This window comes from Bordetella sp. H567 (assembly GCF_001704295.1).
Lineage (GTDB): Bacteria > Pseudomonadota > Gammaproteobacteria > Burkholderiales > Burkholderiaceae_B > Bordetella_C.
Window position 1 is genome coordinate 1,975,650 of record NZ_CP012334.1, and the last position, 25,704, is coordinate 2,001,353.

At 67.5% G+C, this 25,704-nt stretch carries 24 protein-coding genes and 1 pseudogene; 18 read left to right on the forward strand and 7 right to left on the reverse strand.

The window, feature by feature from the left end; translation table 11 throughout:
• From AKI39_RS08950 to AKI39_RS25995, 14 genes and pseudogenes are all read left to right on the forward strand, one after another.
• On the forward strand, window positions 1–1,605 hold the full coding sequence (locus tag AKI39_RS08950) for a heme biosynthesis HemY N-terminal domain-containing protein (RefSeq protein ID WP_083228715.1): 1,605 nt from the start codon (window positions 1–3) through the stop codon (window positions 1,603–1,605).
• A 26-nt stretch (window positions 1,606–1,631) separates the two neighbouring features.
• Window positions 1,632–2,168 (forward strand): inorganic diphosphatase, encoded by a 537-nt coding sequence (ppa, locus tag AKI39_RS08955; protein ID WP_066634601.1) that lies wholly within the window; start codon window positions 1,632–1,634, stop codon window positions 2,166–2,168.
• A gap of 251 nt (window positions 2,169–2,419) precedes the next feature.
• Window positions 2,420–3,115 carry a fumarylacetoacetate hydrolase family protein gene (locus AKI39_RS08960; protein ID WP_066634604.1) on the forward strand — a complete coding sequence of 232 codons (696 nt, stop codon included), beginning with the start codon at window positions 2,420–2,422 and terminating at the stop codon, window positions 3,113–3,115.
• A gap of 46 nt (window positions 3,116–3,161) precedes the next feature.
• Complete coding sequence (locus tag AKI39_RS08965) at window positions 3,162–3,293, forward strand: entericidin A/B family lipoprotein (RefSeq protein ID WP_066347456.1); 132 nt, start codon at window positions 3,162–3,164, stop codon at window positions 3,291–3,293.
• Between the two features lie 154 nt (window positions 3,294–3,447).
• A complete protein-coding gene (locus AKI39_RS08970) occupies window positions 3,448–3,714 on the forward strand; it encodes a hypothetical protein (protein ID WP_066634607.1) in 267 nt (88 codons plus the stop codon).
• The gene (locus tag AKI39_RS08975) at window positions 3,711–5,192 is read left to right on the forward strand and encodes a hypothetical protein (protein ID WP_066634609.1); all 1,482 of its coding nucleotides are present in this window, start codon (window positions 3,711–3,713) and stop codon (window positions 5,190–5,192) included. Before AKI39_RS08970 ends, AKI39_RS08975 begins: the two co-directional genes overlap by 4 nt.
• Window positions 5,182–5,856, forward strand: a complete 675-nt coding sequence (locus tag AKI39_RS08980) for a hypothetical protein (protein ID WP_066634610.1) — start codon at window positions 5,182–5,184, stop codon at window positions 5,854–5,856. The genes AKI39_RS08975 and AKI39_RS08980 overlap by 11 nt, the downstream gene beginning before the upstream one ends.
• The gene (locus tag AKI39_RS25470) at window positions 5,853–6,674 is read left to right on the forward strand and encodes a hypothetical protein (protein ID WP_066634611.1); all 822 of its coding nucleotides are present in this window, start codon (window positions 5,853–5,855) and stop codon (window positions 6,672–6,674) included. The genes AKI39_RS08980 and AKI39_RS25470 overlap by 4 nt, the downstream gene beginning before the upstream one ends.
• Window positions 6,675–6,680: 6 nt before the next feature.
• Window positions 6,681–7,610: a Flp pilus assembly protein CpaB gene (cpaB, locus tag AKI39_RS08990; RefSeq protein WP_066634613.1), complete on the forward strand. Its 930-nt coding sequence runs from the start codon at window positions 6,681–6,683 to the stop codon at window positions 7,608–7,610.
• A 119-nt stretch (window positions 7,611–7,729) separates the two neighbouring features.
• Complete coding sequence (locus AKI39_RS08995) at window positions 7,730–9,154, forward strand: type II and III secretion system protein family protein (protein ID WP_066642550.1); 1,425 nt, start codon at window positions 7,730–7,732, stop codon at window positions 9,152–9,154.
• Window positions 9,155–9,157: 3 nt separating this feature from the next.
• Window positions 9,158–11,053, forward strand: coding sequence for an ATPase, T2SS/T4P/T4SS family (locus AKI39_RS09000; protein ID WP_083228718.1), 1,896 nt, complete (start codon window positions 9,158–9,160; stop codon window positions 11,051–11,053).
• Window positions 11,050–11,895, forward strand: a complete 846-nt coding sequence (locus AKI39_RS09005) for a type II secretion system F family protein (protein ID WP_066634614.1) — start codon at window positions 11,050–11,052, stop codon at window positions 11,893–11,895. The genes AKI39_RS09000 and AKI39_RS09005 overlap by 4 nt, the downstream gene beginning before the upstream one ends.
• Window positions 11,896–11,944: 49 nt before the next feature.
• On the forward strand, window positions 11,945–12,823 hold the full coding sequence (locus AKI39_RS09010) for a type II secretion system F family protein (protein WP_066634615.1): 879 nt from the start codon (window positions 11,945–11,947) through the stop codon (window positions 12,821–12,823).
• Window positions 12,820–13,038: pseudogene (locus tag AKI39_RS25995) on the forward strand (DUF192 domain-containing protein); the annotation flags it as partial. The gene AKI39_RS09010 and the pseudogene AKI39_RS25995, both read left to right, overlap by 4 nt.
• A gap of 9 nt (window positions 13,039–13,047) precedes the next feature.
• On the opposite strand, the gene AKI39_RS26000 reads toward AKI39_RS25995, so the two are convergent.
• Entirely contained in the window at window positions 13,048–13,851 is an 804-nt protein-coding gene (locus AKI39_RS26000) for a BPSS1780 family membrane protein (RefSeq protein WP_066634617.1), read from the reverse strand.
• Window positions 13,852–13,913: 62 nt separating this feature from the next.
• Window positions 13,914–14,882: a homoserine kinase gene (locus tag AKI39_RS09020; protein WP_066642552.1), complete on the reverse strand. Its 969-nt coding sequence runs from the start codon at window positions 14,880–14,882 to the stop codon at window positions 13,914–13,916.
• Between the two features lie 167 nt (window positions 14,883–15,049).
• On the opposite strand from AKI39_RS09020, the gene dusA reads away from it, so the two are divergent.
• The gene (gene dusA / locus AKI39_RS09025; RefSeq protein ID WP_066642554.1) at window positions 15,050–16,018 is read left to right on the forward strand and encodes a tRNA dihydrouridine(20/20a) synthase DusA; all 969 of its coding nucleotides are present in this window, start codon (window positions 15,050–15,052) and stop codon (window positions 16,016–16,018) included.
• A gap of 49 nt (window positions 16,019–16,067) precedes the next feature.
• On the opposite strand, the gene AKI39_RS09030 is transcribed toward dusA, so the two are convergent.
• Together AKI39_RS09030 and AKI39_RS09035 are read right to left on the reverse strand one after the other, a co-directional pair.
• A complete protein-coding gene (locus tag AKI39_RS09030; protein WP_066634619.1) occupies window positions 16,068–16,535 on the reverse strand; it encodes a CBS domain-containing protein in 468 nt (155 codons plus the stop codon).
• A gap of 29 nt (window positions 16,536–16,564) precedes the next feature.
• A complete protein-coding gene (locus AKI39_RS09035; protein WP_066634621.1) occupies window positions 16,565–17,875 on the reverse strand; it encodes a YihY family inner membrane protein in 1,311 nt (436 codons plus the stop codon).
• Between the two features lie 17 nt (window positions 17,876–17,892).
• Here AKI39_RS09035 and AKI39_RS09040 point away from each other — a divergent pair, with 17 nt between their 5' ends.
• The 3 genes from AKI39_RS09040 to AKI39_RS09050 all read left to right on the forward strand — a co-directional run bounded on the left by AKI39_RS09040 (window position 17,893) and on the right by AKI39_RS09050 (window position 20,815).
• Window positions 17,893–18,273, forward strand: a complete 381-nt coding sequence (locus AKI39_RS09040; protein WP_066634622.1) for a DUF2069 domain-containing protein — start codon at window positions 17,893–17,895, stop codon at window positions 18,271–18,273.
• Window positions 18,274–18,357: 84 nt separating this feature from the next.
• Window positions 18,358–19,815 carry a protein adenylyltransferase SelO gene (locus AKI39_RS09045; RefSeq protein ID WP_443103338.1) on the forward strand — a complete coding sequence of 486 codons (1,458 nt, stop codon included), beginning with the start codon at window positions 18,358–18,360 and terminating at the stop codon, window positions 19,813–19,815.
• A 277-nt stretch (window positions 19,816–20,092) separates the two neighbouring features.
• Window positions 20,093–20,815, forward strand: coding sequence for a response regulator transcription factor (locus AKI39_RS09050; protein WP_066634624.1), 723 nt, complete (start codon window positions 20,093–20,095; stop codon window positions 20,813–20,815).
• On the opposite strand, the gene AKI39_RS09055 is transcribed toward AKI39_RS09050, so the two are convergent.
• The 3 genes from AKI39_RS09055 to AKI39_RS25135 form a co-directional block, all read right to left on the reverse strand.
• Window positions 20,812–22,146, reverse strand: a complete 1,335-nt coding sequence (locus tag AKI39_RS09055) for a sensor histidine kinase (RefSeq protein WP_066634628.1) — start codon at window positions 22,144–22,146, stop codon at window positions 20,812–20,814. The genes AKI39_RS09050 and AKI39_RS09055 overlap by 4 nt on opposite strands.
• Window positions 22,147–22,302: 156 nt before the next feature.
• Window positions 22,303–24,240 (reverse strand): EAL domain-containing protein, encoded by a 1,938-nt coding sequence (locus AKI39_RS09060; RefSeq protein ID WP_066634629.1) that lies wholly within the window; start codon window positions 24,238–24,240, stop codon window positions 22,303–22,305.
• Between the two features lie 179 nt (window positions 24,241–24,419).
• Entirely contained in the window at window positions 24,420–25,703 is a 1,284-nt protein-coding gene (locus AKI39_RS25135; protein ID WP_158515163.1) for a GGDEF domain-containing protein, read from the reverse strand.
• Window position 25,704 lies beyond the last annotated feature (1 nt).

Sequence of the window (25,704 nt, forward strand, 5' to 3'; positions counted from 1 at the left end):
ATGCGCGCCTGGTTCTGGACGCTGTTGCTGGCGGTCGTCGCGGTTGCCGTGGCGGTGGTGTTGCGGGCCCACCCCGGCAACGTCTTGCTGCTGGTCTGGCCCTACCGCGTGGAGCTTTCACTGACGCTGGCGGTATTGCTCCTGGTCGCGCTGTTCGTGGCGATTTACGTCGGCCTGCGCTTGCTGGCCTGGCTGCTGGCCATTCCCGAGCGCATGCGCGCCTGGCGCGGACGCCGCGCCCAGGCGCGCGATCACGAATTGCTGGAACGCGGCTGGATCGGTTTGCTGGAAGGCCGCTATGCGCATGCCGAGAAAGACCTGGCCAAGTTGCTGGACCAGGCCAAGGGCCGCAATCGCCGGGTGCTCGCGGCCTTGTCCGCGGCGCGCGCCGCGCAGGGACTGGGCGAATTCGTGCGGCGCGATGTCATGCTGGATCGGGCGCGAGAAGCCGCCGGCAGCGACCCGGGCCTGATCGAAGCCGTGGCCACCGTCACCGCGGACCTGCTCCTGGAGCAGGGACTGCCGGAGCGTGCGCTGGACGTGCTGGCGCCCCTGCAGGACGGCGGCGCGCGGCACTTGCATACGCTGCGCCTGCTGTTGCGGGCCGAGCGAGCGCTGGGCCACCACGATCGCGTATTCACGCTGGCGCGCGCGCTTTCGCGGCGCGGCGCGATGGCGCGCGATGAGGCGATGCGCATCATTGGCGTGTCCGGTGCGGCGCGCCTGCGCGCCGCCGCCGACGGCGATACGTGGCGCGCCATCTGGAAGGACCTCAAGGCCGAAGAGCGCCTGCTGCCGGACATCGCGCTGGCCGGTGCCGCCGCGTTCGAAGCGGCCGGCGAAGCCGACGAGGCCGCACGCATCCTCGAGGCCGCCATCGCACACGGCTTCGATGCGCGGCTGCTGGCCGCGTATTCGCGCTGCGACGCGGCTCAGGTGCCACGCCGCCTGGAACGCGCGGAAAAGTGGCTGCAGCAGCGTCCGGCCAACGCGGATGTGCTGTCCGCGCTTGGCATGCTGTGCCTGACGGGTCAGTTGTGGGGCCAGGCGGAACGTTATCTGCGGCGTGCCGTCGAGCGTCGCGCCGATGCGCGCACGCATGCCCTGCTGGGCAGCCTGTATGACCGCCTGGACCGGCAGAACGATGCCGTCCGGCATTGGCGCCTGGCCACGGCGGCCGGTATCGCGCTACCGGTGCTGGCAGCAGACGATGCCCTGCCCGCGGCCGATACGCGCGCCGATCCGTCGCGCGTGGATCCCGAAAGCGGTTTCCTTTCGGATGCCGCGGAAGCGCCCGCGCCCGCTAGTGCCTACATCCACGAGGCCGTGCCGGTGGAAGCGCCGGTGGCCGACTACGTGCTGGACCCGCATGCGCGCGGCCGCACGGATCCGCGCTCCGACGAACCCGCGCCGTCGTCGCCGTCGCCCGTTCCGCCGCCGGCCGAAGCGCCGGTGGATGTCGAGGATTATTTCGACAGCGCGCCCATCCCGGTAGCCGGGTTGGGCGACGAACAGCCCGAACCCGCCACGCCGTCGCGACGCGACAACGGCGTCGCGGATCTGCCATCCCGGTCCGGCGGCTCCGGTGACCAGGGCAAGTCCTGATTCTTTTCCATCATGAAGGTTGAACCATGAGTCTCGATCGCGTCCCTCCCGGCTCCAAGCTGCCGGATGAATTCAACGTCATCATCGAAATTCCCATGAACGCGGACCCGGTGAAGTACGAGGTCGACAAGGACACGGGCGCCGTGTTCGTCGACCGCTTCATGCTGACCGCCATGCACTATCCGTGCAACTACGGCTACATCCCGCAAACGTTGTCGGAAGACGGTGATCCCGCGGATGTCCTGGTGGTTACGCCGTTCCCGATCCAGATCGGCTCGGTGATCCGCTGCCGCGCCCTGGGCGTGCTGGAAATGGACGATGAGTCCGGCGGCGACGCCAAGTTGCTGGCCGTGCCGGTCGACAAGCTGTATCCGCCTTACCGGCACATCAAGTCTTACCAGGACCTGCCCGAGGAAGATATCGCTCGCATCCAGCACTTCTTCGAGCACTACAAGGATCTGGAAAAGGGCAAATGGGTCAAGGTGAAGGGCTGGAAGGGCGTCGATGCCGCGCATGAGGAAATCACGCGCAGCGCCGAACGCCATGCGAAGGGCGGCAAGTAAGCGTCCGCCCGGCCGCACGAAAGTCCACGAGGGTCGGCGATGCCGGCCCTTTCTCTTTTGCCGGCGGCGTGCGCCGCGGTAAGTGCTCTCGCGCGGCGTTTTCTTGCGAAATGCTGAAAGCCTCGCCTCGGTCCGGCTACCGAAGGCTGAGGGGGTTAGCACCGGCTGTTCAAGCGCCGTGAAACGATTACACTCGCGCATGATTATTTCAGCACCGGCCCTCCGGTTGCGTCTCCAACGAGGTCAACAGCATGGACTATGTTTTGCCCCCTCAGCCCGTCGTCGCCGTCCCGGTGGCGGGTAGCGCCGCCTTATTCCCGGTTCGCCGCGTGTATTGCGTTGGACGCAATTACGCCGAGCATGCCAAGGAAATGGGGTTCACCGGCCGCGAGGATCCGTTCTTCTTCTGCAAGCCCGCCGATGCGATCATCGCGGTGCGCGATGGTGAAACGGGGAAGATGCCGTATCCGTCCAGGACGTCGAACCTGCACTACGAAATGGAGCTGGTCGTGGCGATCGGCAAGGCGGGCAAGGATATTCCGGTCGAGAAAGCCAACGAGCACATCTGGGGTTATGCCTTGGGGCTGGACATGACGCGACGCGACCTGCAGGGCGAAGCCAAGAAGCTCGGACGTCCCTGGGAAGTGGGCAAGGCCTTCGACCAGTCCGCCCCGCTGGGTCCCATCCATCCTGTCGGCAAGACGGGCATCCTGGAAAAAGCGGACATCTGGCTGGATGTGAACGGGACGCGCAAACAGGGCAGCAACATCAGCGAACTGATCTGGAACATTCCCGAGAGCATCGCTTATCTGTCGGGCCTGTTTGAACTGCAGCCCGGTGACCTGATCTTTACCGGCACGCCGGAAGGCGTCGGTCCGGTCGTCAAGAACGACCTGATGGTGGGTGGTGTCGCGGGTCTGGGTGAACTGCGCGTCCAGGTAGTGTGAACGACCGCTGCCACGACGGGCACGGTCCAATGAAGGAGAGCAAACCATGCGCTCGAAGATGATGCTCACGACGTTGGTTGTCTTTGCGATGGTCCTGGCGGGCTGCAACACCGTTGCAGGCGCCGGCAAGGACCTGCAGCGCGCGGGCAATGCCATCACGAACGCCGCGGAAAAATAAACGCGCGTTGCCGTTCATGGCCATGACGCCGCCCTTGGGCGGCGTTTTGTTTTGGTGCGCCGCCGTGATGGTTTGATCCAGCTCGGCATCTACGAATAGCCGTCGCCTTTTGCATTGCGCACACTGGACGCCTACCACTTCGACGGAGGCATCCATGCGCAAACATCGTCAACGGCAGCTCGGCCAGGGCATGACGGAGTACATCATCGTGGTCGCGCTGGTGGCCGTGGCTGCCATTGCCGTGTATCAACTGTTCGGGCAGGTCGTGCGTTCGCAGACAGCGGCCATGGCCCGCGAGCTTGCCGGCGAAAGCGGCGCCGATCAATCGCGCGCGGCACAGGCCGCGGCAGGCAAGGCGGCCGCACAGGCCAAGGCGAAATCGCTGAAGTCCTTCACCGGCAACGCCGGGGCCGCACAATGATCCCGCATGGCCGCGCGCGCGGGCAGGCCCTTCCGCTCGCCTTGGGCCTGGCCAGTTTGGGCGCCTTGTCCCTGGTCCTGCTGTACAACCTGGGCCAGACCATCGCCGCGCGGGCACGCCTGACCCATGCGGCGGACGCCGCGGCGTATAGCGGCGCGCTTGTGCAGGCGCGTGCCCTGAACCTGATCGCCTATATCAACCGGGCACAGATCGCGCACCAGGTGGCAATGGCGCATCTCGTCACCCTGGCGACGTGGGCGCAGTTCGCGCAGGCCGAACGCCAGCGCGTGCTACGCGGCAATCCGCCTGCCGCGGTGATCGCCATGCTGTTCGGGCCCACGCACGGCCAGGCCTATGCCAGCACGGTCGCGGCCGTCAACGCAGGCACGCTGGCCATGCGCTTCGCGCAGGCCTATGAGCGCCACGACACCCTCGTCCATCGCGTGCTGGCCGCATCGGTACGGGAAACGCTCGCCCACCTGCCCGATAGCCGTTTCCAGGCCATGCGCGCAGTCGTCCAGGCCAACTATCCGGAATTTGCCGTGGCCTCGGCCACGCACGTCGGCGCGGCACCGCGCGACCAACTCAGTCTGGAGCTGCGCGCGGACGACTGGCCCGGATTCGTGCGGCGCCATGCGGGCAACGCGCGCGGGGCCTTGCGATCGACCGTGCTGGCGGCCACGGACCACTACGGTTTCCTCGCCCCGCGGAACGCGGACGCACGCAACGGCTGGCCGGTCAGTTTCCGCTGCCCGACCTGGCGGCACGAACTGCGCCGCCGCGGCGGCACTCGGCTGGGCAGCGACGGGCGCTGGCGTTCCATCGATACGCAGTCTTTCCACAAGCTGCGGTCAAACAAATACATCGGCTGCTACTACCGCGAATACGCCATGGGATGGGGCAAGGCGGAGGTCCGGAAATCGGGCGCCGCGACCGACGATCAGCGAGGTGTGGACGCACCGGATGACTTTTCGCGGCAGGACTTCTGGCGATGGGTGCGCCAGCATACGTCCTGGGACATCGTCAACGGCGTATCGAATCCGCTGGCCTACGCTTACTCCCTGCGTGACGTGGCGCGGCCTCATGGCACGGGGCTGCCGTCCTATGCGGAAGTGCCTGTGCGCCGGGCCGGTCGCGCCGCACGTTTCGTGCTGGCGCTGCGACAACCCGCGCCGTTGTTGTCGACCACCGATGCGCGCAGTGCGGTAGCGGCGCCGGGCGGGCGGTTCGCCTACGCCGGGTTGGCGCGGGACAACGATATCGGGGTTTTCAGCGCCGCGGAAACGTACTTCGCCAGGCCTCGGCCACGCACGGACGGTGCCGCGGAGCTGGCCACCTTGTTCCGCCCTTATTGGCAGGCGCGGCTGGCCCCGAGGCCGGATCGCAATTCCATATTCCTGCGCGCGGCCCCGTCGCCGAACGTGTCCGCGGCGAAGGCCGGACGCCCGACGGGCATGGAGGCGGCTCATGGCCAGTGAAGCACAGCGTGGCCAGGCCCTGGTCGAAGCGCTGGCCGGCTTGGCGATTCTTGGCATGCTGGGGACGGCCGTGATCAGCGTGGGCCGATTCCAGTGGCATGGTCTGCAGGCCTCTCATGTCGCACGGGTCCAGGTATTTCGTTTCGCGCTCGGCGATCGCACGGGCCTGGGCGAGGGGGCATCGGTATCCGCATCCGCTGCCGCGTTGCCGGTCGGGCCGGGCCTGATACGCACGAGCGTCATGCGCGCCCGTGCTGCCGCGGATTTTCCCGGTCCGGGCGGCGCGGGGGCGATGGCCCTGCGGCGCGAGCTTGGTCTGGAAGACCGTGGCATGGTGCGCGCCGACGCGGCGGTGCGCGTCTTCCCGCATCGTCAGCATGGGCATGGATGGCGCTTGCGCCGCCATGCGGCCATACTGGCGGACGCCGGCCATGCGGATAGCGACGCGCGTGCGCAACAGCGCATCGGCGCGTCCCGAACGGCCTGGGGCAACGCTGCGCGCGCCAGCCATGCGGCCGCGCGAGAGGCGAAGTCGCTACTGCGGCGGGTCGATCTCGGGTGGCGGCGTCCCGCCCCGGACCTCGATTGGCTGATGCCGTGGTCGAGCCTCGTGCCGGCGGACCGGCTGGATCGCGAAGCCAGCGCGGCAGGGCGGCGCCCATGAAGCGTGCCGATGTCATGCTTGCGGCGGCGATCGGCGGCCTCGCGCCCATCGCGTGGCACCCGTCATGTACGGCGCATGCCTTGCCGGCCGTCGTCTCCGCCTCTGTGACGCCACCCGCCTTGCCGCCGGGCGGCGGCTACACCCCCCTCGGCGAAAGCATGCGTGTGCAAGGGCTGCCTGTCTTCGTGTGGCTGCTTGACGCGCCCGGGTCGCTGCGGGACATCGCGTCCTGGCTGTCGGCCCGGCAGCCGGCGCTGCGGGACTTATGGGTCCGCCCTGGCGCGATCGTACTCGCCGGCATCGCCGAAGGCATGCATTGGGCTGCTCGCTTGTCCGATGCCGGTGCAGGCCGGACGCAGGGCACGATTTCGGCTATGCCGGTCGACGTCGACGCGGCGTACGGTAGCCGCATCGGTACGCTCGCCGCCGGCGCGGCCGGCGGCGGGGTCGGCGCTGCGGGCGCCGGGCGCGGATCCGCCAACCCCGGGCCGTTGGCGGATCCGGCCTGGCGCCTGCCGGGAGGGCAGCTGCACTTCGAGTTCCGTTCCCGGGATGAGGCCGCGTCGATCGTCGAACAGATATGGACGCATGCGGTTTCCCCGGCGGACCTGCGCAAACAGCTGGTCCGCGAGCTCCTTGCCGCGGGATGGCGGCCTGCGGATAGTGGCGCTCCGGGGCCGGGCGCATCAGCGATCGCGGGCGCGGCCGCGCCGCCGGCAGCGCAGTCCTGGTCGCTCGGCCGCAGGACATTGTCCCTGATCATCGTCCCGCTGGACCGGGGCAGCGGCATTACGGCCGTCACGCGCATCGGAGCGTAGCCAGGCATGTTCGACCGTATTCCGCAGCGTTGGCTGATGGCGGCCGTCACGGTGACGGCGGGTGTGTTCGCGGCATGGGCGGCGCGGCAGCACATACAAGGCCGCATCGCGCAGATCGAAGCCGAGGCGAGGGTGGCCACCGTTTCACGGCTGGTCGCCGCCTATGACCTTGCGGCCGGCACGCGGCTGGACGAGGCATATGTCGCCGTCCGCGATATCCCCGCGCAATGGGCGCCGAGCGACGCCCTGGCGCCGGAAGACTTTGCCGCGCATACCTACAACGTGCTGGCGCATTCCCTGCGTCGCGGAGACCCCATCCTGCGTTCGCATCTGGCTCCCATGAAGGCCGCTCCCTTGTCGTCGCGCGTGCCGGCGGGACGCCGCGCGATCACGATTCCGGTGGACGATATCAATTCGCTCTCGGGCATGCTGCAGGCTGGCGATCTGCTGGATCTTTACGTCTCGTTCGAACACGGCCGTCGCCAGATTACGGCGCCCTTGCTGCAAGGCGTGCTGGTGCTGGCCACCGGCCGAGAAGGCGACGGCGAGGAGGCCGCGACGGCGCCGTTTTCCACCATCACCCTGGACGCGGGACCGGAAGACGCGGTGAAGCTCGTCGCGGCCCGGCAGGCCGGCCGTATCACCGCCATCCTGCGGCACCATCGCGATGCAGATACCAACCCCACGGCCGCCCGCGGGGACCTTGCCGCGCTGCTGGGCATCGCCGGCGCGGACGATACCCCGCCGCGCGCGGTACAGGTGCTGTATGGGGACCGGCCTTACGGTGATACGCCGGATGCCCGTCATGCCGATGACGACCGGCGTGCGGACTCCGGCCTGTTCGATGCCGACGTGCCGGGCGAGGTCGTCAGCGCGGGGCGCTCGCGGTCAGGCGCGGCATCCAGGCCGGATCATCGTGGGCGGGTGCGGCCTTGAACAGGACGGAGCGTGGGCGACCGCGTATGCGGCGAATCGGAAGTTGGGTCGGGCGGCGAATCAGGCGACGAATCGCGCCGTGCGGTGCGCCTGCCCTCGGGGTGGACTTGGCGATGCGGATTGCGCTGCGGGCGCGCCGAGGGATACGGCAATGGGTTCGGCGGCCCGCGCAGGTCGTGCTGCTGGCCGTGGCCGCGGGGGGCCCGTCAGCGCCGGCGTGCGCGGCCCAGGTGCTGACGATGGAGGTCGGTGAAACGCGTGTGTTGGCGCACCCGGGTGTCAGCCGCGTCGCGGTGGGCCATGGCGAAGTGCTGCAGGCCGTTCCCGTGGATGCCGCCGAGGTCATCGTATTCGCGCGGACCGAGGGTGAAACGTCGCTGCACGTATGGGCGCGCAAGAAGCGCAGCGCCTATACCGTGCGTGTCGCACCGGCACGGTCGCGCAGCGTGCGCGCGGAAGTCGATGCGCTGCTTGCGCGCATCCCGGGCGCGCGTGGCCAGGCGGTGGGGGACCAGATCGTCATCGAAGGCAACGATCTCTCGGACGCCGACCACGCGCGCATCGCGGCACTGGCGCAACGCTATCCCCAGGTGCTGGATTTCACGGGCAAGGTGGGTTGGGACCGCATGGTGCTGCTGGACGTCAAGGTAGTGGAATTGCCGCGCTCGCGCCTGACGGAACTGGGAGTACGGTGGGACGGCGCGAGCCAGGGCGGCCTGACGGCGGGATGGGCTCTGGATGCCGCGGCGTCCGGGCGATTGGCCGAACGGCCGGGTGAATCTCCCGTGTCCACGGCGCTGCGCGCGGCGCCGGGCGTCGGCTACGTCGGCATGAACATGCTGCTTTCATCGCGCTTGAACCTGTTGGCGCAAAACGGCGAGGCCACCGTGCTGGCCCAGCCCCAGTTGCTGGCGCGCAGCGGGTCGACGGCGGAGTTTCTCGCCGGCGGGGAAGTGCCGTATGCCACCGTGGACAAGGACGGTAATGCGTCCACGCTGTTCAAGCCCTATGGCGTGTCCTTGCGGATTACGCCGACGATCGCGTCCAGCGGTACGGTGCGTTCGCGCATCGAGGTGGAAGCCAGTGCGGTGGACGCGTCGGTCACTGCCAACGGAGGGCCGGCCCTGAAGACGCGCCGCGCGTCGACGGAGTTCAATGTGCGCTCAGGCCGGACCTTGGTGATCGGCGGCTTTCTTTCACGCGAGCGCAACGTGGAGTCCAACGGCCTGCCGGGCTTGCGCGATATCCCGCTCCTGGGGGCGCTGTTCGGCGCGCGGCGTGAACAGTACAAGGAAACGGAATTGGCCATCTTCGTCACCCCCGTCGTGGTGTCGGAGGACCACATGTCCATGCAAACGACGGCTTCGCGTGCACAACAGCACTTGCAAGACGCTTTCCCCGCGACGACCCGCATGCTGATGTCCGAGCCGGGCGGCCGGGAAGCGGCCACCGATGGCGCATGGGATCCCTATCGAGGCGCGGGCTCGCAATGGGCGACGCCGTTGCCGCGCCGCGGTGCCAACCAATACGATTTCAAGGATTGAGCCGTGCTGGAGATCGAACTGCAATTCGAGGATGGTACGCACCGCATCGTGCGTGTCCAGCCCCCCGTCATCCTGGGCCGCGGTCCGCACTGCGGGATCCGCGTGCGGCACTGGCGCGTGGGACGCGAGCACGCCCGTTTGCTCATGTCCGGCCAGGACGTGATGATCGAGGACGCCGGCACGCTGTCCGGCACGCTGGTCAACGGCAAGCGAATCGCGCGTTATGGGCCCTTGGCACCGGGCGACGAGGTTCTCGTGGGGCCATGCCTCATGAAGGTGCGCCGCGAACCCTTCCTGGCCCGGATGGCGCCGGCCGATTCGTGCAGGCCGTTCGCGCCGTCGCCACGGGGCCTGGCCGCCCCGCCTTCGCTCGCGTTGGATGCGCACAAGGGGACTTCCATGACATCCTGCCTGGCCGATCCCGGGCGCGCTTCCGTGGGGGCTTCCGTCGTGCCTTGCCCGGCGCCGCCTGCGCGGCCCGACGGTGCCGGTTACTCCGAGCGCTGCATCGCGGAACCGGCGCTGCGCGACGTGGCCGACGCGCCGGCGGTCTATGGTGCCGATGCCGGCATGCGCGCGGCCGTCGATCTGCTGCCGCACCGGCAGCGTTTGCAATCGGCCCTGCTGGACGCCCTAGACATCCGGCGACGCGATGTGGCGAAGATGAGCGACGCGCTGTTGCGCAGCGAAGCCGCCGAACGCCTGCTGGCCATTGTCCGCACGGATACGGCGATCCCGGACGGCATCGACCGGGACGCGCTGATGCGGGACGTGCTCGATGAGGCACTCGGTTTTGGACCGTTGTCACCGTTGCTGGACGACCCGGGTATCACCGAGATCATGGTGAACCGCCACGATGAAATCTACGTGGAACGCGATGGCCGGCTGGTCCGCCACGCCGCCGCCTTCAGCAGTGAACAAGCGGTGCTGCGCGTGCTCGACCGCATCGTGGCGCCCGTGGGACGCCGCATCGACGAAAGCTCCCCCATGGTGGATGCACGCCTGGCGGACGGATCCCGGGTGAACGCGGTGGTCGCCCCCGTGGCGCTGAAGGGCGCCAGCCTGACCATACGCAAGTTTCCCAAGCGCGCCCTGGCCATGGACGACCTGGTATCGCGCGGGTCGCTGGACGCCGCCATGGCGGAATTCCTTGCCCGCTGCGTGCGCGAACGGGTGAACATCGTCGTATCGGGCGGCACGGGTTCCGGCAAGACGACCCTGCTGAATATCCTGTCCAACGCCATTCCGCAAGGCGAACGCGTCATCACCATCGAGGACGCCGCAGAACTGCGCCTGCACCATGCGCACGTGGTCGCCCTGGAAGCCCGCCCCGCCAATATCGAAGGACGCGGCCACATCGCCATCCGCGATCTGGTGCGCAATGCGCTGCGCATGCGGCCCGACCGCATCGTGGTCGGCGAATGCCGCGGCGCGGAAGCCTTCGATATGCTGGCCGCCATGAATACCGGCCACGAAGGCTCGCTGACGACGCTGCACGCGAACAGTCCCCGTGACGCCCTGGGCCGCCTGGAAACCATGATATTGATGGCGGGCATGGAGCTGCCCTTGGCCGCGGTACGGGAACATATTGCGTCCAGCATCCATCTGATCGTGCAACAGGCACGAATGCCCGACGGCAGGCGGCTGGTCACCGCCATCGTGGAGGTAACCGGCATGGAGGGCGGACGCATACAGACCCAGCCGCTGTTCGTCCATGAGGGCGGCACGGGGCGTGGCAGCTTCACCGGCTGCGGCACGATGCCGACCTTCGCCGACGCCTGGCGCGAAGCCGGCCGCCCGCTGGACCCCGCGCTGTTCATGGGGCGCACGCCATGCGAGCCGCCCTCCATGCATGCGGGCGCCATGCACGGCGGCGCCTCCGCGGACTGGCGGCAATGATATGGCTGGCGGCGCTGGCCGCGACATGCTGCGTCATGCTTGCATGCTGGACGGCCTACGGCTGGTTTGCCGGCGCATGGTCCCGCTACCGGCAGGTGTACACCGACGAGGCCGGCGCACGGCTGGACGAGGTATTCCTGTTCGTCGATCCGCGCCAGCTATGGGCGGCGAACCTGGCCTTTTGTTCGGCTGCCGCGATGGCGGCCTACGCAGCCACCGGCAGCGGCGCGCTCGCCGTGTTGGCCGGGCTTGCGCCGATCCGGGGCCCACACGCCCTGATCGCGCTGCTGCGGCGCCGTCGGCACCTTCGCTTCGACGCGCAGTTGCCCGATATGCTGCTGGCCCTGGGATCCAGTCTGCGTGCCGGCGCAAGCCTGACAGGGGCCCTGCGGCAATTGATCGACCACTGCGAACCGCCGGTGTCGCAGGAATTCGGCTTGATCCTGCGCGAGCAGCGCCTGGGAATCTCGTTCGATCAGGCGCTGCTCAACCTGCAGGGCCGCATGCCGACCGACGCAGCGGGGCTGGTCGTTGCGGCCCTGCGTATCGCCGCGCAGACCGGCGGCAATCTGGCGGAGGCACTGGAACGCATCGCGACCGTGCTGTCGGCGCGCCTACAGCTTCAGGGGCGCATCCGCACGCTGACCGCGCAAGGCCGCCTGCAGGCCTGGATCGTCGGTGCATTGACGCCGGTCCTGGCGGGCGTGCTGACCTGGCTGGATCCCGTTTCGATGGCGGCCCTCTGGCATACGCCGGCGGGATGGTCGGCGCTGGCCATCATCGCAATGCTGGAAATCGCCGGGGTGGTATGGATACGGCGCATCGTCAATATCGATATCTGAGGCGTCGCGCGAAGCGCCGCGCCGGTACGCGGCATGGCATGGAGGTCCGATGCTGGTCCTGGCTATCCTGATGGCTGCCTTGTTCGTCGTGGGGGCGCTTATCGTCTTGCGCCCGCTTGTCTGCCCGATTGGGCGGGAACACCCGGTGGCCGGGGGATTGCCGGCGCCGTGGCGGGTCGCCTGGCCCTGCCTGGACCGGATGGCGCCTACGGCAGCGTCCATGCTCTCCTGGCGGCGCCGCCGGCGTCTGGGGGCGCGGCTGCTTAGCGCCGGCTTGTCGGCGCCATTGACAGCCGGCCATGTCGCCGCCGCGCAGTGGGCATGCGCCGGCCTGGGGGCGATCGGCGCCCTGGCGCTCTTCCTGGCCCTGAGCGACCAACCCGGCGGCCGTGCCGCTCTGGCGGCCTGTGCCCTGGGCGCGATGGCGGGCGGGGCCGTGCCGCCCCTATGGTTGCGCGCGGAAATCCAGCGTCGTCGTGCACGCATGGCGCGGGAATTGCCGTTTCTGCTGGACATGACGACGCTGTGCGTCGAATCGGGATTGAACCTCCAGGGCGCCTTGCGGCAGGCGGCGGAACAAGGGCCCGCCGGACCGCTTCGGGATGAATTGCTGCGCACGCTGGGCGATATGCGCGCGGGCCTTCCGCGCATTCAGGCCTTGAATGCCTGGTCGGACCGCGTGGACCTGCCGGGCGTGAGGGCGCTGACGGTGGCGCTGGCCCAGGCGGATACGCTGGGGATGAGCCTGGGACCGATCCTGCGCGCCCAATCCGATCGCCGTCGAGCGGAGCGGTTCAACCGCGCCGAAAAACTGGCCATGCAGGCGCCGGTCAAGATGCTGTTCCCGCTGATCTGCTGCATATTTCCCTGCACGTTCGCCGTGCTGGCCTTTCCCATCGCGGTCCAGTTCTGGGAGGCGATGCAATGAGGCGGCCAAGCGGCCGGGTGCGCGTGCTGCGCGTGCACGGTTGGGCGGGCCGTTTGCGCGGGCTGCTGTGCCGGCGCAGGCCACGCGCGGGCGTGGCGCTATGGCTGGCACCGTGCCGGGCCGTGCATACGTTCGGGATGCGCTATTCGCTGGACATCCTGTTCCTGGACGCTGCCGGCCGCACGGTCGCTATCGTCCGCGGGCTGCGGCCATGGCGCGCGGCCTTATGCCTGCGTGCCGTGTCCGTCGTCGAGCTGGAAGCTGGCGTTATTGATCTCGAAAACGGAGGTATACGCCGGATAGAAGCTGCTGTACAAAATGCCGAACGCCGCGATGTTTACTGGAACCTGCACCGTATTGACCAGGGTTTGCGAGACATCCAGCGAGATCAGCGTGCCGGCGCAGAAGTCGATACCCAGGAATACCGCGGCCCAGGTCAGGCCATAGACCAGAAACGCCCATTTGTTGCGCCAGCAGGCGATGCCGGAGAAAAACAGCGCTTGCGGCAGCTTGATGTTGTGCCAGGCGATCAGCACCGGGGCATGCCAGAACAAGGCCCCGATGATGACATACAGGGCGCCGAACACGAGCAGGGCGGTGTGCAACGCCTCGAAGAAGGGAACGAAATCATTGGTGACCGACGCCGCTCGGACACCCTCCACCAGTTCGCTGGAGAACGGTACGAAAGCGATCAACCCCGCCAGTATGCAAAGACCGGCGTACAGGCCCCCAAGGATAAGCAGCTTCTTGAGGACCCCGGGCTTTTGCAGCGGTTTCAGCCACATGGACGGCAGCATGGTGCGGTCGGCCTCGATATGCTTGCACGCCGACAGCGTCATCAGGGTGATGCAAGGCACCAGCGTGGTGTAGAAGAGGGGGCCGATGGGCACCGTGAACATCGCGAACAGCAACAGCAGGGTGATGACGAGGGACCAGGTGAACAGCGCCAGCGGCTGGCGCATGAACAGCCGGAACCCGTCTCGTGCCCATTGCCAGCCGGCCGTTGCAGGTAAGGATGCTGCTTGCATATTCGTGGGTTCGCTAGGCTGCCAGGTAAGAAATCATGCTTGAATTATGGAGCCAGCTCGCTTCAGGGCAAGCTCGGCGGCGCATCGCGGTGGCGCGCCAGCAACACTCGCTCGAAATGCCGCGGATCGTGCGGTTTCAAGGTCTGCGCCGGCCGCGGCAGGTGGAAGTCGTACAGGCGTGACAGCCAGAACCGCAGGGCGGCCCCCCGCAGCATCGCGGGCCAGGCCTGCCTTTCCTCCGCGGTGAAAGGGCGCTCCTGGGTATAGGCCTGTAGCCACCTTTGCGCGAGTTCCGGGACGATCTGGCCGGTTTCGCGCACGATGCACCAGTCGTTGATGCTGACCGCGACGTCGAACAGCCAGGTATCGCAGCCGGCGAAGTAGAAGTCGATGATCCCGCCCATGAGAGGGTTTTCGAACGTCCCCGCGAACAGTACGTTGTCGCGGAACAGGTCGCAGTGCGCCGGCCCGCTGGGCAGCGCCCGCCACGCGGGACTTGCCGACGCCGCGACCTGCTCGTCCAGGGTTTTTCGCAGCAGTGCTTCCTGCGCCGGGTCCAGGAAGGGAAGTACCTTGGGCGCGGTTTCGCGCCACCAGGCCAGCCCGCGCAGATTCGGTTGGCGCAGCGGCAGATCGCGTGCCGCGATGTGCGCGCGGGCCAGCGTGCGGCCCGTCAGTTCGCAGTGCAGGGGGCCGGGCGCCGGCTCGTAGCCGCCGGGCAGGCGCGTGACGATGGCGCAGGGCTTGCCATGCATGTCGACAAGGCGGGCGCCGTCGCGGCCCGTCTGGGGCTGGGGCACCGGTACGCCGCGTTCGGCCAACTGGTGCATCAGCTCGATATAGAACGGCAATTGTTCCCGCGTGAGCACCTCGAAGATCGTCAATACATATTCGCCGCCCGTGGTGGTCAAGAAGTAATTGGTGTTCTCGATGCCGGCCGTGATGCCCTGCAGGGAAACCAGCTCGCCCAGGTCGAACTGCGTCAGCAGGGTGCGGGCGTCGTCGTCGGTGACGGGTGTGAATACGGCCATGGGGATACGGCAAAGGTTGTCGGGCATCAGGCGGCCGCGCGCCAGGCAGCGGCGGCGCAATTTTAGACTACCCCGGCCTCCGGCCCGGTGCTGCGGCTAAAATGGCCCTATCTTTTCACCAGGTCCTTTCCGTGCTTTCCTCCGATTGGCGGCTGTGCGTCGCGCCCATGATCGATGTTACCGACCGCCATTGCCGCTATTTCCATCGGCTGCTGGCCCCGCGCGCACGGCTGTACACCGAAATGATCACCACGGGGGCGTTGCTGCATGGCGACGTCGCGCGGCACCTGGATTTCGATACGGTGGAGCACCCCGTGGCCCTGCAGCTGGGCGGCAGCGAACCGGATGCCCTGGCGCAGGCCGCCCGCCTGGGCCAGCGTTGGGGCTATGACGAAATCAACCTGAATTGCGGCTGTCCTTCAGAACGCGTGCAGCGCGGCGCATTCGGGGCCTGCCTGATGGCCGAATCCGACCTGGTGGCCGACTGCGTCAAGGCGATGCGCGACGCGGTGGACGTTCCGGTGACCGTCAAGCACCGCCTGGGGCTGGACTATGACGAGTCGTATGCCTTCGTGCGCGACTTCGTGGGCAAGCTCTACGATGCGGGTTGTCGGGTATTCATCGTCCATGCGCGCAATGCGGTCCTGAAGGGACTGTCACCCAAGGATAATCGCGAGATCCCGCCCTTGCGTTATGACGCCGCCGCCATGCTCAAACGCGATTTTCCCGATTGCGTGGTGGTGTTGAACGGCGGCCTGGCCGACGCCGACGCCGCCGAACGGGCCGCGGAAACTTTCGATGGCGTGATGCTGGGGCGGGCGGCCTGGCACACGCCGCGTATCCTGTCCGAGCTTACGCTGCGCTTCTGGCCCGCCAGCCGCCTGCCGGGCGATGCGCAAGTGGTAGACGCCATGATGCACTACGCCACCCAGGCGATCGCCCGCGGTGTGCCTCTGCGCGTCATCGTGCGCCCCTTGCTGGGTCTGGTGAACGGGCAGGCCGGCGCCCGCCGTTGGCGCCGCATGCTCTCCGATGCGGCGGCCTTGAAATCCGACGACCCAGGGCTGATCTACGAAGCCTGGCGCAGTGTGCAGCATCCCGCCGCGCACCACGCCGAAGCCATGGAATTGGAGTAGAACCAGAGCGCCGCGCCACACGGCCCGGCAAAGCGCCCCGGAAGCGGGCCTAGATTTCCTTGGGCGCCGCGCCTTCCTCGTCCATCGGCCAATCGCGGATGTACGCCTTCAGCATGTTGTTCTCGAAACGCTGCGCGTTCACGATGGCCTGCGCCATATCGTAGAACGAGATCACGCCCATCAGCATATTGCCGTCCATCACCGGTATGTATCGCGCGTGCTTGTCCAGCATCAGGCGCTGCACTTCCTCGGCGCTGGTATTGGGCGTCACGCTGACGGGGGCATCGTCCATGATGGCGCGGATCGTGGTGGTACCTAGCGTGCCGCCGTTGCGGTTCAGATGCTGGATGATTTCACGGAACGTCAGCATGCCGGCCAACATGCCGGATTCCATGATGACGAGCGAGCCGATGTCCTGCAGGCTCATCGTTTCCACCGCCTTGCTGACCGGCGTGTCCGGCGTGGCCGTATAGAGGGTGTCGCCCTTGACCCGAAGAATTTCGCTGACTTTCAACATGATGGTCCTCCATGGGCTCGCGCCCAGGCTTATTTTTTGACGGCCTCGATCTTCAGGATGTCCGCCGAGCTATTGCCGGTATTTTGCGCCTCCTGCATGAGATCTTCCAGCGTCGGGGCCTCGTCGGCGGTCAGGGTGGCGCGGGCGACCCGCAGGATTTCAGGCGATTCCCGCAGCCGTCGCTGGTTGCGGTCCAGGACGAAACGATCGAAAAGCGGGGCCAGCGCCGCGCGCCGCGGGTCGCAGGCGAGTATCCATCGCTGTTCCTGCGTACGTACCACCATGCCCAGGTCGGACAAGGATTCCAGCACGGCATTCAGTTCGTCATGATGAAGATGCAGATCGACGGCAAGGCGGCTGGCGCTGCGGCCAGGCGGGTTGGTGCCCATATTGCGGTACAGGCAGCGCAGCACTTCTACCGCGTCGACGAACGCCGCCCCGGTTTCGCGATTGATGTCCCAGCGGCCGACGCGGATCATGGGCAGGCTGGCCGCCACCGTGGCGCCGAACAGCACTGCCAGCCAGGACAAATAAATCCACAGCAGGAAAATCGGCAGGGTGGCGAAGGTGCCGTAAATGACGGTATACGTGGGAAACCGCGTCAGATAATAGGCGAATGCCGCCTTCATCAGCTCCAGCACGATGGCCGTGCCGAAGCCGCCGGCCAGCGCGTCCGTCCACGAGACGCGGCGATTGGGCACGACGATGAACAGGGCGGCAAACCCGAGTCCCGTCAGCGTCAGGGGCAGGAAGGACACCGCCAGGCCGATGATGTTGGGGACTTCACGCACCAGCCCCAGCGATTCGCGGGCCAGAAAAGACGTTCCCCACAAGCTGGCGCCGGCGACCACGGGGCCAAGCGTCAGCACCGCCCAATACACCAGGGCCCGCTGCGATAGCGGCCGCTGCCGCGTGACGTGCCAGATGTCGTTGAACGTCTTGTCGATCGTCATGATCAGCAGGATCGACGTCACCAGCAAGAGCCCCCCGCCTATCGCCGTCAGGCGGCTGGCCTGGCGTGCGAACTGGTTCAGGTAATTCATGATGTTGTCCGACACCGCCGGCGGCATCAGGCTGTGCGTCAGGAAATCTTCCAAGGCAACGCGGAATTCCTGGAACACCGGAAAGGCGGTGAATAGCGAGAGCACCACGGCCAGCATGGGCACGATGGCCAGGACGGTGGTGAAAGTCAGGCTGGAGGCGACCTGGAGCAACTGCTCCTCGCCGGCGCGGTGCGAGGCAAAACGCAGCACCTTCGCCACCCGGCTGAGCCACGAGGCGCGGTAGTTCTGGGATTCCGGCGCCGAGTCCGCGGCGGCCGTATCGACGAGCGGTTTCATGCGGCGATAATAGCAGTATGGAAATTGAACTCAACCGTAACCTTCGCCTGGCTTGCGTCATCACGCTGCTCGCTCTCACGCTGCTTTGCGTGCTGTGGGAAACCGTACTGGCTCCCGTCCGGCCGGGCGGTTCCTGGCTCTTTCTGAAAGCCTTGCCGCTGGCCTTTCCCCTACGGGGCATATTGCGCGGCAATCTATATACCTACCAGTGGGCTTCCATGCTGAGCCTCTTGTATGTGATGGAGGGCGCGGTGCGGGTCATGTCGGATACCCGACCCTTGTCGGCGATGCTCGCCGGCGTGGAACTTGCGTTGTCGCTGCTGTTTTTCGCCTGCGCGATCCTGTACGTGCGGCCCGCCAAACAGGCCGCGCGCCGCCGCCGGTCCTCGGCAACCTGAACGCCCGCCAGGGCAGGAACTATGTCAGCCGTCTCCGGAACGTCCCCGCTCACCCCGCCGGCCTCTACGCTGGCGGAACTGCCGATGAGCAATTCCTTCGCCGCATTGCCGCCGGCCTTCTACACGCGCTTATCGCCGCAAGGCCTGAATGCCCCGCGGCTGCTGCATGCGAACGAAGACGCCGCTGCCCTGATCGGCCTGGCGCCTGAAGTCCTGTACACCCAGGCTTTCCTGGATGTGTTTTCGGGACGGGCGCCGTTGCCGGGCGGCGATACGCTGGCGGCGGTGTATAGCGGCCACCAGTTCGGTATCTGGGCCGGCCAGCTCGGCGATGGCCGGGCGCACTTGCTCGGCGAGGTCGACGGCCCATCAGGACCCTGGGAATTGCAGCTGAAGGGGGCGGGGATGACGCCCTATTCACGCATGGGAGACGGGCGCGCCGTGCTGCGTTCGTCCGTCCGTGAATACCTGGCCAGCGAGGCCATGCATGGGCTGCGCATTCCCACGACGCGCGCGCTGGCGCTGGTGGCGTCGGACGATCCTGTCATGCGCGAAACGGTGGAGACCGCGGCCATCGTGACGCGCATGTCGCCCAGCTTCGTGCGTTTCGGGTCCTTCGAACACTGGGCCGCGCGCCGGCAGCCGGAAATGGTGCAGACGCTGGCAGACTACATCATCGACCACTTCTATCCGGAATGCCGCGGCCCGCGGCCTGGCGAAAAAGACGCCCCGCATGCACCCCTGGTACGCCTGCTGGATGCCGTGACCGCGCGCACCGCCAGGCTGATGGCCGACTGGCAATGCGTGGGCTTTTGCCATGGGGTGATGAACACGGACAACATGTCCATCCTGGGCTTGACCCTGGACTACGGCCCCTACGGTTTCATGGATGGCTTCCGGCTGGATCACGTCTGCAACCACTCGGATACCGAAGGGCGCTATGCCTGGAACCGGCAGCCCTCGGTAGCGCTGTGGAATCTTTACCGCCTGGCGGGCAGCCTGAACAGCGTCGTGCAGGATGCCGACGCCTTGAAGGCCGTACTGGACGGGTACGAAGGCATTTTTACCCGTGCGTTCCACGACGGCATGGCGGCCAAGCTTGGCCTGGAGGCCTGGCGCGCGGAAGACGAGGGGCTGCTGGACGACCTGTTGAAACTCATGCACGAGCAGCGCGCGGACTTCACCCTGGCGTTTCGCCGCCTGTCCTCCGCCGTGCGTGGGGCCTCCCAGCCATTCCTGGATATGTTCATCGACCGCGAGGCGGCCCGGGCCTGGCTGCAGCGGCTGCTGCAACGGCACGAGGCCGTGCCGCGCGACGCAGCGCTGCGCGCCGGGGCCATGGACAAGGTCAACCCTTTGTACGTGCTACGCAACCACCTGGCCGAACTGGCCATACGGGCAGCGTCGCAAGGCGATGCCGCGGTGATCGATGACCTGCTGCGGGTCCTGCGGGATCCTTATACCGAACGACCGGAATACGCGCGGTATGCCGGCCTGCCCCCGGATTGGGCGAGCGACCTGGAGGTGAGCTGCTCATCCTGAAACGCGGCACGCACGCGACGTAATCCGCACAAAGCGCCCAGGCGGGGACAGGGAATGTATCGTTTGTTGCAATGTGTGGAAATTTGGTGCATCCTCGCCCCGTGGGAAACTACGGCAACTATGAGATAGGAATCCTTATATTTGCTGTATTTTGGGGCCGCTTTCGCATTGTTACCAATGATAGAATTGCGCCGCTGCCTGGGCAGCGTCATGCCAGTTCACAGCGGTTAGGACACTGAGCCGACCAGGGGCCAGGGCCGATTTCCGGGGAAATATCGTGCAAACGCAAGCAGCAGACGGCGTGTTATGTATCGGTCTGTTAGAAGATGATGCGGACTTTCGAGAAGAACTCAAGCTCGGATTGGGCGGCTACGGCTTTCGCGTCAACTTCGCGTGCGCCAGTGCCCCAGATTTCTATCGCCACATGGAAAGCCAGCCTTGCGACGTGGTTATCCTGGACGCCAATGTGCAGGGCAGCGAGGACGGCTTTTCGGTAGCCACGCGCCTGCGGGCCCTGCACGCCGTGGGCATCGTCATGCTGACAGGGCGTGGGGCCCTGGAAGATCGCGTGCGCGGCCTGGAAGGGGGCGCCGATATCTACATCACCAAGCCGGTCGACCTGCTCGAATTGAGTTCCGTGATCCGCAGCCTGGCGCGGCGCATGCGGTTGTCGCGCAGTCCCGCCCCGCAACTGGCCGCCGATCGTGGCACCCAGAACTGGAGCTTGCAGGATGGCGGTTGGATTTTGGTCTCGCCCGACGGCAGCAGCCTGCATCTCAGCGCGCAGGAACGCGTCTTCCTGAATGCCCTGATCGAGGCCAGCGGCAATGTCGTCAGCCGCCAGGCGCTGTCCGAATTGTTCAGTCCGGCGAATCCCAGCGAATTCGAACTTCGGCGTATCGACGTGCTGGTCAGCCGCCTGCGCGCGAAGGCACAATCCAGCGGCATGAAGTTGCCTGTGCTGTCGGTGCGTGGGCAGGGCTACGTTTTCGCCGCCTAGCGGACTTTGCTCACGGGCAGCGCGATCGTGAAACGCGCTCCCTCGCCCGGTTCGCTTTCGACCGTGAGCGTGCCACCCTGGCGTTCGCAGATCTTGCGTACCAGGAAGAGACCCAGTCCCAATCCCTTGGTTTCGCGGTGCGCGGCCTGGCGGAAATGCGGGTCGAAGATCCGCGCCTGATCTTCCTTTGCGATACCCGGCCCGCGGTCGGCCACCGCGATCCATGCCGTGCGCTCGCCCGGCGCGGTCAATGTGCCGACCTGGATCACGATGGGCTGGTCGGCCGGTGAATATTTCACCGCGTTGTGGATCACGTTGCGCAGCACCACGCCGGTAAGGGGGCCGTCGCACCAGGCCGGCGAGGGCTCAGGCGCTTCCAGCTGCAGCCGATGGGCCACGTCATGCTGGATGGAGGCCACCACGTCGGCGGCCAGGCGGGCCAGGTCCACCACTTCATGACGCGGCGCCAGTGCCTCGTCGTAGGTGCTTTCCTGGACCAGCAACTGGTCCATCAACTCGTTGATCCGGGCGACGGCGCGTCCAATGCGTTGCAGGCGACTGTCGACTTGCTCGTCGCTGCCTTCCAGCACCATCTGCAGCGATTGGACCGCGGCGCTGATGGTCGCCACCGGTGAGCGCATTTCGTGCGACAGCAGTGCGTTCATTTGACGCTGTCGTTCCAGTACCTCGTTCAGCATGGACAGCCGCGCTTCGATCTCCCGCTGGCCGGAAGCCAGCGCGGCGGGGGCCAACTGGGCCCTCGCGCGGGCGGCGGCGCGCCTGGACTGGCTCGGCGCGACATTTCCCAGCGCCAGGCGACGCGCCGGCGTGGCGGCCTCCGTCAGCAAAACCAGGAACGCAATGCCGCCGGATATGGTCGCGACCACCGCGAGCAATGGCACGAGGCTGGCCGCGTCGACACCCGCGTGCAGCGCCAGCCTGTCGCCCGCCACCGCGATGGCGCACGACACGATGGCCGCCAGCCATGCCGCCAGGCGAAAAAATGCCGCCCATGCCGCCGCGCGCCGGCGGCGCAGCGCGCCGCCCGCCATCCACAGCACCGCACTGGCGCCCAGGCCCAGGAGTCCCGCCGATACGCCCGCTTGCGCGGCAGCCGGCACCCACGGCGCCAGCGCGCCCGTGAGGAGCGCGGCCCGCGCCGCCTGGGACATCAGCAGCAATAGCGCGGCAAGCCCGGGAAACCCGGTGCGGCGCCGGGCCGCGGCCAGCAGGAGGATGACCAGGATGGCGGCAGCCAGGCCAGCCACGCTGGCCCGGAAGGAGTGCAATAACGCGCTAGTGGCGATCGGATACCAGAGGTCGGGATTCATGCAGACAACAATTAAGCCGATGCGCCACGCGGGCGGCGTGGCGAGGGTACGTGGAGGTGCCCCGGCGATACGTTGCGCGGAAGTATAGCGGCATGGCTGCGCCAGTGCGCCGCGGCAGGGGCGATGGCGACGCAGGCATGCGCCGCCGCGCAGATGTCAGGCCTGCAGCGCTTCGGCGGAATAGCCCACGGCGGCGATGCCCACGCGTTCCAGGAACGCACCGGTTTGCGCGTCCGTGGGCCCATCCGCGTAGACCTCGACACCCAATCCCTTGGCGGTTTCCCGCACCGAGGCGGCCAGGTGGCGGCTGCCCGGGCTGCGTCCCATGGCGTCGACGAAGGCCTCGCCCAGCTTGACGTAGGCAATGGGCAGTTCGTGCAGGCGCGTCATGGCGCTGAAGTCGTCGGCCAGCCGGCGTACGCCGATCCCTGCGCCCGCGTCGCAGACCACTTCGCATAGGGAACGCACGTTGACGAAGTTCTCCACCAGCCCGCGGGCGTCGACCTCGAATACCATCCGGCCGGCCTGCGCGGGCCGGTCGCGCAGCATCTGGCCCAGCCGCGGCAGGAAATTGGAATGGCCCAGCGACGGCAGGGCGACGGTGACGGCCAGCTTGCCCCCATGCGAGACCAGCCAGTCCAGGGCCAGCCGGACGGCCTGGATATCGCATTCGGACGACATGCCCAGGCGGACCGCGGCTGGCATGAAAACCGGCGCCGGGATGGGCGCCTGTGCCTCCGCATCGTGCAGCATCAGCATCGCTTCCGCGCGCAGCACCTCGCCGCTCGGGCTCTGCAATGCACGGGCGGACAGGGAAAAACGGTGCTGTTCCAGCGCCATTACCAGGGTATCTCGCCACTGCAGCTCCCCGGCCGCCTCCGAGGTGCCGGGCGCTTCCGCGCGCACCGGGGCATCCGTATCGGCGCTTTCCGCGCGCATCAGGGCGTGATCGAGCAGGGCGAGGAGTTCGCTGGCGTGGTCGCCGCGCGAGTACGGCCCCAGCGCCAGCGCCCAGCGGCACCACCGGTCTTCCCCGAGCGATACGCGCAGTGCCCGCAGCTCGTGGCGCAGCTGTTCGGCCAGCGCATCGGCCTGCGCGGCAGGCACGCCATGCAGCAGCAGGGCGAAATCCGAGCCGTTGAGCCGCGCCAGCAGAAACGCGGGGATATGGCGCCGGCCCAGCTTCTGGTCCAGCCGCAGGGCCACGGAACGCAGCCATTGGTCCGTGAATTCACGCGGCATATGGCGGTTGATGGTCGCCAGATCGCGTTGGCGGAACATCAGGACGTGGCCGGACTCCCCTTCCGATTCCTGCGTCCCGCTGTTCAGCGCGCGCCGCAGCTCGTTGAAGAAGTATTTGCGATTGGGCAACCGCGTCACGGCATCCAGGTTCAGTTCCAGCTGCAGCGATTCGATCCGGGCATTTGCCTCCTCGGCCGTCATGCGCAGGCGTTCACGCGCTTCGGCCAGGGCATGCGCGACGTCGGCGATCTCGGGCCACGGCGGCAGCGCGGCGGGGGGATCCGCGTCGTTCTGCGCCAGCGCGCGCACTTGGGCGCTGATGCCTTGCAATAGCCGCTTTTGCAGCCAGCGCACCAGGCCGCCCGTGTAGATCAGCCAACAGATCCCCGCGCCGGCCACCAGCAGCGCCAGCCCGACGGAGTGCCGCCAAAGCGCCTGCACGGCCGCCGTGTCGTCGGCGACGGCCGTGACCGTGCCTTGCATGCCGTGCGCCGCCTGGAACGGCCGCACGGCCGCGGGCGGCGTCAAAGCGATCAGCGAAACGAACCAGGCAGGCGCGGCGTCGCTCCCGCCTCCCTTGTGGAAGTCGAAGGCCAGGCTGCCCTGGACATCGATTCGGCGAAACGCGCCGCTGGCGAAGACGTCCTGGGCCACGGCGCGCCAGGCGGCCGCATCGGGGGCGGGATCGCGCGCGTAGACCGCGGCCAGGGTGGCCGCGGCGGTTTCTCCGCGTGTTCGCAGTTCCTCGTTCAGGTAGCGGCGGGCCGTATCGATGTTCAGCATCTGCGAGCCGATCAGAAGCAGGATCGTGACCACGGCGACGCTGACGAGCAGTTGGCGCAATAGGGACATAGGCAGGTAGGCTGCGTGTTCCATTGTGGGCGGGCCGGCCCGTACCGGCCGCCGTACCGCGTTGCTGTGAAAAGGCGCGCATAGTTTATGGCGTTTTGGCCACTTGCTGGCCATGCATCGCGCCTGGAGGGGACGGTCCGGGTCCCGGCGCGGGCCGTCATGCAGGAATAAGGGTGGCCTTATTGCGCGATTTCTTCGCGTTCGCGCCCGTAGACTTCGACGCGGTTGCGGCTGCCGCTCTTGGCCCGGTACAGCGCCATGTCGGCGCGCATCAGCAGTGTATCGAGCGATACGCCCGGCTCGTGCATCGCCAGGCCCAGCGAAATCGTCATGCTCAGAGGACCGCCTTCCAGCAGGCCGATCTTCATGCCGGCGACGGCCTGGCGCAGCCGTTCGGCCGCCACCAGGGCCGCCGGCAAGTCGGTGTGGGGCATCAGAACGGCGAATTCCTCGCCGCCGAAGCGGCCGATGATGTCGCTGTCGCGCAGGGTGTTGGTGATGGTGTCCGTCACGCGGCGGATTGCCTGGTCGCCGACGTGATGCCCATAGCGGTCGTTGATGGACTTGAAATGGTCGATGTCGATCAGCAGGGCGGCCAGCGGGTGCGGATAGCGCCGGCATTGCAGGATCTGCGCCTCCGCGGTTTCCATGAAGGCGCGCCGGTTCTTCAGGCCCGTCAGCGGGTCCGTGTTGGCCAGCCAGACCAATTGGCGCGTGCGGTGGGCCACGGCCGACTCCAGGCGGGCGTTCGCCTGTGCCATGCGCTGGTTGAAATGGCGCGCATGGCGATTCAGCACCAGCAGCCATATCGCCAGGATCCCGCTGCAGGCCAGCAAGCCGACGAAGGCCCACTGCAGCCGTCGGAAGCCTTCGGCGACGGCCGTATTGTGCTGGGCGGTGTCGCCGCGTTGGGCCTGGTGGACGGCCCCGCCCAGCCGGTCCGCCAGCAGGCGGGCCTCGTCCGCGTGATCGGCCAGGTCCCGCGCGGCCGCCCGTATGCGCGCGGCGTCGGCGGTGTCCGCGGCCTCGCGCCACGTCCGCAGGCGATCATCCAGCATCTGCACGTCGACGCGCGCCGCCGGCAGGGAACGCACCAGGGCCACGCCCGGCGCGCTTTCCGCCGTTCCCGGATTGACGAAGGTAGAAAGGGCCTGCAGGTCCCGGACGAATTGCTTGTGGTCACCACCGGCCGCGGTTTTCTGCGCGTCGGCGATGAGGCGGTTCATTTGCGAGACCAGGCGATAGCTGTACAGCCCGATGTCGGCCCCCGCGGGCTGGGATACCACCCGCGACTGGGTGAACAGCGTCGCGCCTGTCACCAGTGCCAGCAGCGCCATGGCCACCAGCAGCGTGATCAGCGCGGCCGCGAGCCCGCGCCGCCGGGGGGCCGGGGGCGCGGCGTGCCAGGTCTCGTCCTGCGGAAGGTCGGACGCTTTGGCGGTCGCGGGGTGGGGGGGCGTCATG

What these genes read in the sequence shown, in the direction of transcription:
- AKI39_RS09030 (WP_066634619.1), bottom strand. Translation starts at nt 16,535, where the DNA reads ATGTTGAAAGTCAGCGAAATTCTTCGGGTCAAGGGCGACACCCTCTAT.
- AKI39_RS08975 (WP_066634609.1), top strand. Translation starts at nt 3,711, where the DNA reads ATGATCCCGCATGGCCGCGCGCGCGGGCAGGCCCTTCCGCTCGCCTTG.
- AKI39_RS09060 (WP_066634629.1), bottom strand. Translation starts at nt 24,240, where the DNA reads ATGTCCCTATTGCGCCAACTGCTCGTCAGCGTCGCCGTGGTCACGATC.
- AKI39_RS25470 (WP_066634611.1), top strand. Translation starts at nt 5,853, where the DNA reads ATGAAGCGTGCCGATGTCATGCTTGCGGCGGCGATCGGCGGCCTCGCG.
- AKI39_RS26000 (WP_066634617.1), bottom strand. Translation starts at nt 13,851, where the DNA reads ATGCAAGCAGCATCCTTACCTGCAACGGCCGGCTGGCAATGGGCACGA.
- AKI39_RS08965 (WP_066347456.1), top strand. Translation starts at nt 3,162, where the DNA reads ATGCGCTCGAAGATGATGCTCACGACGTTGGTTGTCTTTGCGATGGTC.
- AKI39_RS09020 (WP_066642552.1), bottom strand. Translation starts at nt 14,882, where the DNA reads ATGGCCGTATTCACACCCGTCACCGACGACGACGCCCGCACCCTGCTG.
- ppa (WP_066634601.1), top strand. Translation starts at nt 1,632, where the DNA reads ATGAGTCTCGATCGCGTCCCTCCCGGCTCCAAGCTGCCGGATGAATTC.
- AKI39_RS09005 (WP_066634614.1), top strand. Translation starts at nt 11,050, where the DNA reads ATGATATGGCTGGCGGCGCTGGCCGCGACATGCTGCGTCATGCTTGCA.
- cpaB (WP_066634613.1), top strand. Translation starts at nt 6,681, where the DNA reads ATGTTCGACCGTATTCCGCAGCGTTGGCTGATGGCGGCCGTCACGGTG.
- AKI39_RS09045 (WP_443103338.1), top strand. Translation starts at nt 18,358, where the DNA reads ATGAGCAATTCCTTCGCCGCATTGCCGCCGGCCTTCTACACGCGCTTA.
- AKI39_RS25135 (WP_158515163.1), bottom strand. Translation starts at nt 25,703, where the DNA reads ATGACGCCCCCCCACCCCGCGACCGCCAAAGCGTCCGACCTTCCGCAG.
- AKI39_RS09010 (WP_066634615.1), top strand. Translation starts at nt 11,945, where the DNA reads ATGCTGGTCCTGGCTATCCTGATGGCTGCCTTGTTCGTCGTGGGGGCG.
- AKI39_RS08980 (WP_066634610.1), top strand. Translation starts at nt 5,182, where the DNA reads ATGGCCAGTGAAGCACAGCGTGGCCAGGCCCTGGTCGAAGCGCTGGCC.
- dusA (WP_066642554.1), top strand. Translation starts at nt 15,050, where the DNA reads ATGATCGATGTTACCGACCGCCATTGCCGCTATTTCCATCGGCTGCTG.
- AKI39_RS09055 (WP_066634628.1), bottom strand. Translation starts at nt 22,146, where the DNA reads ATGAATCCCGACCTCTGGTATCCGATCGCCACTAGCGCGTTATTGCAC.
- AKI39_RS08970 (WP_066634607.1), top strand. Translation starts at nt 3,448, where the DNA reads ATGCGCAAACATCGTCAACGGCAGCTCGGCCAGGGCATGACGGAGTAC.
- AKI39_RS09035 (WP_066634621.1), bottom strand. Translation starts at nt 17,875, where the DNA reads ATGAAACCGCTCGTCGATACGGCCGCCGCGGACTCGGCGCCGGAATCC.
- AKI39_RS08960 (WP_066634604.1), top strand. Translation starts at nt 2,420, where the DNA reads ATGGACTATGTTTTGCCCCCTCAGCCCGTCGTCGCCGTCCCGGTGGCG.
- AKI39_RS09040 (WP_066634622.1), top strand. Translation starts at nt 17,893, where the DNA reads ATGGAAATTGAACTCAACCGTAACCTTCGCCTGGCTTGCGTCATCACG.
- AKI39_RS08950 (WP_083228715.1), top strand. Translation starts at nt 1, where the DNA reads ATGCGCGCCTGGTTCTGGACGCTGTTGCTGGCGGTCGTCGCGGTTGCC.